General features: G+C 42.0%; 10 protein-coding genes. 9 read left to right on the top strand and 1 reads right to left on the bottom strand.

Annotated elements, in window-relative coordinates; genetic code table 11:
- Window positions 1-188 precede the first annotated feature (188 nt).
- Complete coding sequence (locus tag HT736_RS10280; protein ID WP_000508264.1) at window positions 189-353, top strand: YczI family protein; 165 nt, start codon at window positions 189-191, stop codon at window positions 351-353.
- A 175-nt stretch (window positions 354-528) separates the two neighbouring features.
- Window positions 529-1,257: a peroxide stress protein YaaA gene (yaaA, locus tag HT736_RS10275; protein WP_023933180.1), complete on the top strand. Its 729-nt coding sequence runs from the start codon at window positions 529-531 to the stop codon at window positions 1,255-1,257.
- Between the two features lie 124 nt (window positions 1,258-1,381).
- Here the strand turns inward: yaaA and HT736_RS10270 are convergent, their stop codons facing one another.
- Window positions 1,382-1,930, bottom strand: coding sequence for an NADPH-dependent FMN reductase (locus HT736_RS10270; RefSeq protein ID WP_172931015.1), 549 nt, complete (start codon window positions 1,928-1,930; stop codon window positions 1,382-1,384).
- Between the two features lie 257 nt (window positions 1,931-2,187).
- Between HT736_RS10270 and HT736_RS10265 the strand changes: the two genes are divergently transcribed.
- The 7 genes from HT736_RS10265 to rpsR all read left to right on the top strand — a co-directional run bounded on the left by HT736_RS10265 (window position 2,188) and on the right by rpsR (window position 6,777).
- A complete protein-coding gene (locus tag HT736_RS10265) occupies window positions 2,188-2,676 on the top strand; it encodes a DUF5590 domain-containing protein (RefSeq protein ID WP_050261734.1) in 489 nt (162 codons plus the stop codon).
- Window positions 2,673-3,860, top strand: coding sequence for a pyridoxal phosphate-dependent aminotransferase (locus tag HT736_RS10260; protein ID WP_000777796.1), 1,188 nt, complete (start codon window positions 2,673-2,675; stop codon window positions 3,858-3,860). Before HT736_RS10265 ends, HT736_RS10260 begins: the two co-directional genes overlap by 4 nt.
- Window positions 3,853-4,218, top strand: a complete 366-nt coding sequence (locus HT736_RS10255; RefSeq protein WP_023937609.1) for a VOC family protein — start codon at window positions 3,853-3,855, stop codon at window positions 4,216-4,218. The genes HT736_RS10260 and HT736_RS10255 overlap by 8 nt, the downstream gene beginning before the upstream one ends.
- A 16-nt stretch (window positions 4,219-4,234) precedes the next feature.
- The gene (gene asnS, locus HT736_RS10250) at window positions 4,235-5,581 is read left to right on the top strand and encodes an asparagine--tRNA ligase (RefSeq protein WP_162199250.1); all 1,347 of its coding nucleotides are present in this window, start codon (window positions 4,235-4,237) and stop codon (window positions 5,579-5,581) included.
- A gap of 152 nt (window positions 5,582-5,733) precedes the next feature.
- Window positions 5,734-6,024, top strand: coding sequence for a 30S ribosomal protein S6 (gene rpsF / locus HT736_RS10245; protein ID WP_001151777.1), 291 nt, complete (start codon window positions 5,734-5,736; stop codon window positions 6,022-6,024).
- An 11-nt stretch (window positions 6,025-6,035) separates the two neighbouring features.
- Window positions 6,036-6,506: a single-stranded DNA-binding protein SsbA gene (gene ssbA / locus HT736_RS10240; protein WP_000609599.1), complete on the top strand. Its 471-nt coding sequence runs from the start codon at window positions 6,036-6,038 to the stop codon at window positions 6,504-6,506.
- Between the two features lie 31 nt (window positions 6,507-6,537).
- Window positions 6,538-6,777, top strand: a complete 240-nt coding sequence (gene rpsR / locus HT736_RS10235; RefSeq protein WP_000068664.1) for a 30S ribosomal protein S18 — start codon at window positions 6,538-6,540, stop codon at window positions 6,775-6,777.
- The last annotated feature ends 272 nt before the right edge of the window (window positions 6,778-7,049 follow it).

The raw sequence follows: 7,049 nt of genomic DNA, 5'->3' as shown, positions 1-7,049 counted from the left end.
AGTACAGTAATACTCTGCGAAAATCTCTTCAAACCACGTCAACTTTATCTGCAACCTCAAAGCTGTGCTTTGAGCAACCTGCGGCTAGTTTCCTAGTTTGTTCTCTGATTTTCATTGAGTATAAAAAAGGTTTATTTAAGAAATATATGTTATAATAAAATAAATTAAGACTAATGGAGGACAAAGAAATGGGTTTTTATTTGATGCTTGCTTCAATGCTACTTGGACTGCTCGCTTTGAAGATAGGTTTTTCTCAGTTCAAGGAGAAAAAAGATAAATTCTTATCTATCTTAACAAGTTTAGCTGGCGCAGCCCTTGTTCTCGTGGCTATCTGGTTAGGATGGCCCAAATAAATAGAGAAGCCTCGGTCAAACCGAGGTTTTTCATACTCTTCGAAAATCTCTTCAAACCGCGTCAGCTTTATCTGCAACCTCAAAGCTGTACTTTGAGCAACCTGCGGCTNNTGATTTTCATTGAGTATCAGATGAATTTCTTGGTTGTGGCTAAAAAATATGCTACACTATCAATATGAAAATTTTAATCCCTACAGCAAAAGAAATGAACACAGACTTGCCGAGTATCGAGGCAACACCTTTAATACCAGAAAGTCAGGCCGTGCTGGATGCCTTGGCCCTCTATTCTGCTAGTCAATTGGAGAGTTTTTATAAGGTATCAGCCGAGAAGGCTGCGGAAGAATGTCAAAATATCCAAGCTTTGAAAAGGCAAACTGCTCAACACTACCCAGCTCTTAAACTTTTTGATGGGCTTATGTACCGCCATATCAAGCGAGATAAGTTGACCGAGGCGGAACAAGCCTATCTTGAAAATCATGTCTTTATTACTTCGGCTTTGTACGGTGTCGTTCCAGCCTTGTCATCTATGGCCCCTCACCGTTTGGACTTTTTGATGAAGTTAAAAGTCGCTGGTAAGACTTTAAAGAGTCATTGGAAGGCAGCCTATGATGAAGCTGTGAAGCAGGAAGAAGTGATTTTCTCCCTCTTGTCGTCCGAGTTTGAGACGGTATTTTCTAAGGAAATCAGAGAAAAAATGGTGATCTTCAAATTTATGGAGGATAGAGGCGGTCAGCTGAAAATTCACTCAACCATTTCCAAGAAAGCGCGTGGTGCCTTCCTGACAGCCCTGATAGAAAATCAAGTACAGACGGTGGAGGAAGCTCGTCGCTTAAGCTTTGCAGGATTTACCTACCGAGAAGATCTGTCCCAGCCACAGGAATTGGTTTTTGTTAAGGAAGTATAGAAATCAGATATTTTGTATTTGGCAATATGTATCATCAGCTATTTTAGTTTATAAATGAAAAAAAGCGAACAAGCTAGTCTTCTGAGTGTCAGAAAAGTAGTCTTGTTCGCTTTTATTATATTAGTTACTTGATAGCATTGACCAAGTCTTCCGCTTGTTTTTCAAGTGAGCTTAGGACTGTTTCTTCAAGAACCAATTTTCCGTCTGCCCAAGCAGAGTCATTAACACGTGCAGCAGTGAAATCACCAACGCCTTGTGTACGGATAAATGGCAAGAGGTCTTTGTAGATAGCGAAAAGTTGATCGTGCCCTGCATTGGCTACAGATGATACTGTGACAAACTTGTCTTGAAGGGCAGAAACGCCACGTGTATCAGACAAGTCAAGGGCACGAGATAGCCAGTCAAGCAAGTTTTTCACTGTACCAGGGATAGAGAAGTTGTAGACTGGAGAGAAAATCCAGATAGCATCCGCAACGAGAACTGCTTCACGAGCAGCAGATACAGCTGGATGAGTTGGAACTTCCAAATCTTGGCTGAAGAGAGGGATAGCTGAATAATCAAGATAGCTAACTTCTGCTTTACCAGCAAGTGCTTTCTCAGCTTCGAGGGCCATTTGGTGGTTGAAAGAACCTTGGCGTAGTGATCCGACGATAAATAATACTTGTTTAGACATGATGTGTCTCCTTTTTCTTAAATTTACGAGAATTTTCTCGTTGTTATAAAATATATTACAACAAAGCAAAACAACTTGCAAGAAATTTGCTCAGAGTTTATTTGAAAATTGTAAAATTTCGGAAACTCTAGTCATTTGTGACTGAAAAAGTAAGAACTGTTTCACTTTCAAAATCGGTTTTGTTTGAAGGAAGAAATAAAGTGCGATTGTTCTTGCATTCACTTGTAATAAAGCCCAATAGATGGTAAAATAGACGAGTGAAAAAAAGACAAAACAAAGTAAAAAATAATCTACTGTGGCAGTATGGTCTAGGGATGACGATTTTGTTTGTGGTTATCAGTGCTTCCTTTCTGTATCTAGTGTTTCTGAGTATGAAACCTTATCAAACAGCTAAAAGTGAAGGAGAAAAATTAGCTCAGCAGTATGCAGGATTAGAGCAGGCTGATCAGGTTGACTTATACAATGGCTTGGAATCCTATTATAGCGTTCTTGGCCGTAATAAAAAACAAGAAGCACTTGCTGTCCTGATTGGAAAAGATGACCACAAGATTTACGTTTATCAGCTAAATCAAGGTGTTTCACAAGAAAAAGCAGAAGCTGTTTCGAAGGAAAAAGGAGCTGGCGAGATTGACAAGATTACCTTTGGCCGTTATCAAGACAAACCAATCTGGGAAGTCAAGTCAGGCTCTGATTTTTATCTAGTAGATTTTGAAACAGGAGTATTGGTCAATAAGGAGGGCCTATGAAACTATCCAACCGTGTTTTAGAAATGGAAGAAAGTGTGACCTTGGCTGCTGGAGCTCGTGCCAAAGCACTCAAGTCTGAGGGAAGAGATATCCTGTCTCTAACCTTGGGTGAGCCAGATTTCACTACTCCAAAAAATATCCAAGATGCCGCCATTGCATCGATTCGAGATGGGCGTGCTTCTTTTTATACAGTAACCTCAGGCCTGCCAGAGCTCAAGGCAGCGGTCAATACTTACTTTGAACGCTTTTACGGCTATTCTGTAGCGCCAAATCAAGTGACAGTCGCTGCTGGAGCCAAATATTCTCTCTATACCTTCTTTATGGCTGTGGTCAATCCAGGTGATGAAGTTATCATCCCAACCCCCTACTGGGTAAGCTATGGAGACCAGGTCAAGATGGCAGAAGGTGTGCCAGTCTTTGTTCCTGCTAAGGAAGATAATCACTTTAAGGTGACCGTAGAGCAGTTAGAAGCAGCTCGCACAGACAAGACCAAGGTTTTGGTGCTGAATTCGCCATCCAATCCGACAGGTATGATTTACACCCGTGAGGAACTCTTGGCAATCGGAAACTGGGCTGTAGAAAAGGATATTCTCATTCTAGCAGATGATATCTATGGGCGCTTGGTCTATAATGGTCATGAGTTCACACCGATTTCTAGCCTATCTGAGGCAATTCGCAAGCAAACAGTGGTCATCAATGGTGTGTCTAAAATCTATGCCATGACAGGTTGGCGGATTGGCTATGCCGTTGGAGAAGCAAACATTATTGCTGCCATGTCCAAGATTGCAGGTCAAACAACTTCGAATCCGTCAGCAGTAGCCCAGTATGCAGCAGTTGAGGCTCTATCAGGTGAGCAAGATACTGTAGAAAGCATGCGTCAGGCTTTTGAGGAACGTCTCAATACCATCTATCCCCTTCTTGCTGAGGTGCCAGGATTTGAAGTGCTCAAACCGCAAGGAGCTTTCTATCTCTTCCCAAATGTCAAAAAAGCTATGGAGATGAAAGGCTATACAGATGTGACAGATTTTACAACCGCTATCCTAGAAGAAGCCGAAGTGGCCTTGGTAACAGGAGCAGGATTCGGAGCACCAGAAAATGTCCGCCTCAGCTATGCGACAGACCTAGACACGCTTAAAGAAGCAGTTAAACGCTTGAAAGCATTTATGGGTAGTGAGAATGATTGATCATTTTGAGATTAAGGTAAAGGATTTACAAATTTCAGAAGGATTTTATAAGAGTTTTCTCGCTCCTTTGGGCTATAAATTGGCTTTTAAGACTAGTTCTCTAATCAGTTTTCTTGCCCCGAACAGCCCTCATCCTGGTGGTGATTTTTGGCTGGCTCAGGGGACACAAGATCCTATTCACTTTGCTTTTTTAGCAGAAAATAAGGAAGAAGTTCAGGCTTGTTATGAGGCTGGTTTAGAGGCAGGTGGGCGAGACAATGGGGCTCCTGGTTATCGCAGTGAGCATCCGATTTACTACGCTGCTTTTGTGATTGACCCAGATGGGAACAATATAGAAGTGGTTTGCCATAAAGAATAAAAAAGAAAAAGGAAAAATAATGACAAAACGTGTAACGATTATTGATGTAAAAGACTATGTTGGTCAGGAAGTGACGATTGGCGCTTGGGTTGCCAACAAATCAGGAAAAGGGAAAATCGCCTTCTTGCAATTGCGTGATGGAACAGCCTTCTTTCAAGGTGTAGCCTTTAAACCAAACTTTGTCGAAAAATTTGGTGAAGAAGTAGGACTTGAGAAGTTTGATGTTATCAAACGCTTGAGCCAAGAAACGTCTGTCTATGTGACAGGTATTGTCAAAGAGGACGAACGTTCTAAATTTGGCTATGAGTTGGACATCACAGACATCGAAGTGATCGGTGAATCTCAAGACTACCCAATCACACCAAAAGAACATGGTACAGACTTCTTGATGGACAACCGTCACTTGTGGCTTCGCTCTCGTAAGCAAGTAGCGGTGATGCAAATCCGTAACGCTATCATCTATGCAACATATGAGTTCTTTGACAAGAACGGTTTCATGAAATTTGATAGCCCAATTCTTTCAGGAAATGCGGCAGAAGATTCAACAGAACTCTTTGAAACAGATTACTTTGGAACGCCAGCCTACTTGAGCCAATCAGGTCAGCTTTACCTAGAAGCAGGCGCTATGGCTCTTGGTCGTGTCTTTGACTTTGGTCCAGTATTCCGTGCTGAAAAATCAAAAACGCGCCGTCACTTGACTGAGTTCTGGATGATGGACGCAGAGTACTCATACTTGACACACGATGAGTCACTTGACTTGCAAGAAGCTTATGTAAAAGCTCTTCTACAAGGTGTTCTTAACCGTGCGCCTCAAGCCTTGGAAACCTTGGAACGTGATACAGAACTCTTGAAACGCTATATTGCAGAGCCATTCAAACGTATCACTTACGATCAAGCCATTGACCTCTTGCAGGAGCATGAAAATGATGAAGACGCTGACTACGAACATCTTGAGCATGGTGATGACTTTGGTTCACCACATGAAACTTGGATTTCAAACCACTTTGGTGTGCCAACTTTTGTCATGAACTACCCAGCAGCCATCAAGGCCTTCTATATGAAACCAGTTCCTGGAAATCCAGAGCGCGTGCTTTGTGCAGACTTGCTTGCTCCAGAAGGCTATGGAGAAATTATCGGTGGGTCTATGCGTGAGGAAGACTACGATGCCCTTGTCGCTAAGATGGATGAACTTGGCATGGATCGTACAGAGTATGAATTCTACCTTGACCTTCGTAAATACGGTACAGTTCCACACGGTGGATTTGGTATCGGTATCGAGCGTATGGTAACCTTCGCAGCAGGAACAAAACATATCCGTGAAGCCATTCCATTCCCACGTATGTTGCACCGTATTAAACCGTAAGAATAGGAAAACGCCCATGTGGCGTTTTTTCGAATTCCAGAGTTTTTACTTGCGTAAAAAAATTTTTTCTAGTATAATAGTTTATTGTGAGCGAACCTCACTTACCCCTTGCAAAGTCTTGGGGTCATTAGACCAAAAGGAGGAACATATCAATGGCTAAATACGAAATTCTTTATATCATTCGTCCAAACATTGAAGAAGAAGCTAAAAACGCTTTGGTAGCACGTTTTGACTCTATTTTGACTGACAACGGTGCAACTGTTGTTGAATCAAAATCTTGGGAAAAACGCCGTCTTGCATACGAAATCAAAGATTTCCGTGAAGGACTTTACCACATCGTTAACGTTGAAGCAAACGACGATGCAGCTCTTAAAGAGTTTGACCGTCTTTCAAAAATTAACGCTGACATTCTTCGTCACATGATCGTCAAAATTGACGCGTAAGAAGGTAAACTATGATTAACAATGTTGTACTTGTAGGGCGCATGACACGTGACGCTGAGTTGCGTTATACCCCATCAAATGTAGCAGTTGCGACTTTTACTCTTGCAGTAAACCGTACATTTAAGAGTCAAAATGGCGAACGTGAGGCTGATTTTATCAATGTCGTTATGTGGCGTCAACAGGCTGAGAACCTTGCTAATTGGGCTAAAAAAGGCTCACTTATCGGGGTGACAGGCCGTATCCAGACTCGTAGTTACGATAACCAGCAAGGACAACGTATCTACGTGACAGAGGTCGTGGCTGAGAATTTCCAAATGTTAGAAAGCCGTAGTGTGCGTGAAGGTCATACAGGTGGAGCTTACTCTGCACCAACTGCAAACTATTCAGCGCCTACAAATTCAGTACCAGACTTTTCACGTGATGAAAATCCATTTGGAACAACAAATCCATTGGATATTTCAGATGATGATTTACCATTCTAATGGACAACTAAAATTATAAAGGAGAAAAAACATGGCTCAACAACGTCGTGGCGGATTCAAACGCCGTAAAAAAGTTGATTACATCGCAGCAAACAAAATTGAATATGTTGATTACAAAGATACTGAGCTTCTTAGCCGTTTCGTTTCAGAACGTGGGAAAATCCTTCCTCGTCGTGTAACAGGAACTTCAGCTAAAAACCAACGTAAAGTAACAACAGCTATCAAACGCGCTCGCGTAATGGCTTTGATGCCTTTCGTAAACGAAGATTAAAAAAGAGGTCCGGGTGGACCTCTTTTTCAGACCCGGTTGGGTCTTTTTTTCACGAGCCTTGAAATGAAAGAGCGAGTTGAGGTCAGGGGGACCTCTTTTTCATGAGCTTGGAAACAAGAATGCGAATTAAGACCCCAACGGATCTTTTTTTCACGAGATAGTTTTTTTCTGACCTTGGCGTGCTATAATCCCGACTTTATCACTTAAAAAATACAAAAGGGCAGCTACCCCCTTGCGCGACAAGGGATTTCGCTGTTCTTTAATCTCGTTTA

The sequence above is a fragment of the Streptococcus sp. 339 genome (assembly GCF_013277285.1).
Taxonomy (GTDB): Bacteria; Bacillota; Bacilli; order Lactobacillales; family Streptococcaceae; genus Streptococcus; species Streptococcus pseudopneumoniae.
This window is presented reverse-complemented; position numbering and strand designations above follow the sequence as displayed.